The sequence below is a fragment of the Bradyrhizobium sp. 33ap4 genome, assembly GCF_032654765.1.
GTDB classification, from domain to species: domain Bacteria; phylum Pseudomonadota; class Alphaproteobacteria; order Rhizobiales; family Xanthobacteraceae; genus Bradyrhizobium; species Bradyrhizobium australafricanum.
The window spans coordinates 1-1,121 of the sequence record NZ_JAUMTJ010000183.1; the positions used below are offsets into that span (position 1 = coordinate 1).

Annotated in this window: 1 protein-coding gene; it reads right to left on the reverse strand. The window is 60.2% G+C overall.

The genetic code is table 11. The features are described from left to right. A partial coding sequence (locus tag Q2M23_RS43615; protein WP_316399522.1) for an AMP-binding protein occupies nt 1-1,121 on the reverse strand: 1,121 nt, incomplete at both ends.

Consider the following 1,121-nt stretch of genomic DNA (forward strand, 5'->3'; position numbering starts at 1 on the left):
CGCTCGGCTGTCAGCTCCGGTTGGTTCAAATAGCCGCGCGCAACCCCCGCCCCGCCAATGTAAAGCTCGCCCACCGCGCCGAACGGCACGGGCGCGCCATGACCGTCCAGCAGGTACACCCGCGTGTTGGCAATCGGGCGGCCAATCGGGACCACTGACCCATCAAAATCAGCCGGACAATTCCAAACCGTCGCGAAGGTCGTCGTCTCGGTCGGGCCATAGCAGTGAATGAGACGTACGGGGCCTTGTTCTTTCAGCAATCTCAGAAATGAGGCGAGATCACCGCGCTCACCCCCACAGAGAAGGTACTTAAGTTGCGCCAACGTCGGAGCAATCGATGACGTATATTGGTTGAATAATGCTGTTGTCAGAAACAGTGCCGTCACCCGGTGCTGTTCAAGCGCCCGAGCAAAACTGGGAGTATCTCTGACGGTGGCGGCATCCATTGCAACAATGCAACCACCGTTAAGCAGCGGCGCCCACACTTCGAATGTGCTTGCGTCGAAGGCGGGATTGCCAGCCCATGCCACCCGATCTCCTGCATCGACCTTCACATAACCACTGTTGATCACGAGCCGGTTGACGGCACGATGAGGAACAACAACTCCTTTGGGAAGGCCAGTTGAGCCGGAAGTGTACATCACGTAAGCGGCAGTCTCAGCGCTCAACGCCAGACCAGGATCGCTACGACATCCCATTCCAACTATGAGCGGTTCAATAGCCAGAGCAGGTATCGTCGCCTCAACCAGGTCATCCCCGCAAAGCACCAGGCGTGCAGCACAATCGGCCACCAGCCATTGTTGTCGCGCAGATGGAAACGCGCGATCGATCGGTACATACACTGCGCCCGCCTTTAGGATCGCCAGTTGCGCCACCACAAGAGCGGCGGAGCGGTCCAGCACGGTGGCAATGCGATCCCCAGGCTTGACCCCGAGGGCGATCAGGTGGTGCGCCAGGCGGTTGGCCCGCGCGTTGAGCTCGCCATAGCTCAGCCGCTCATCATCGCAGACCAGCGCCACCGCCTCCGGCGCCTTTTGCACCTGCGCCTCGAACAGCTCATGGATGCACCGCTCCGACGGATAAGGCGCCGCCGTCCGGTTCAACTCCTCCAGCAGATAGCT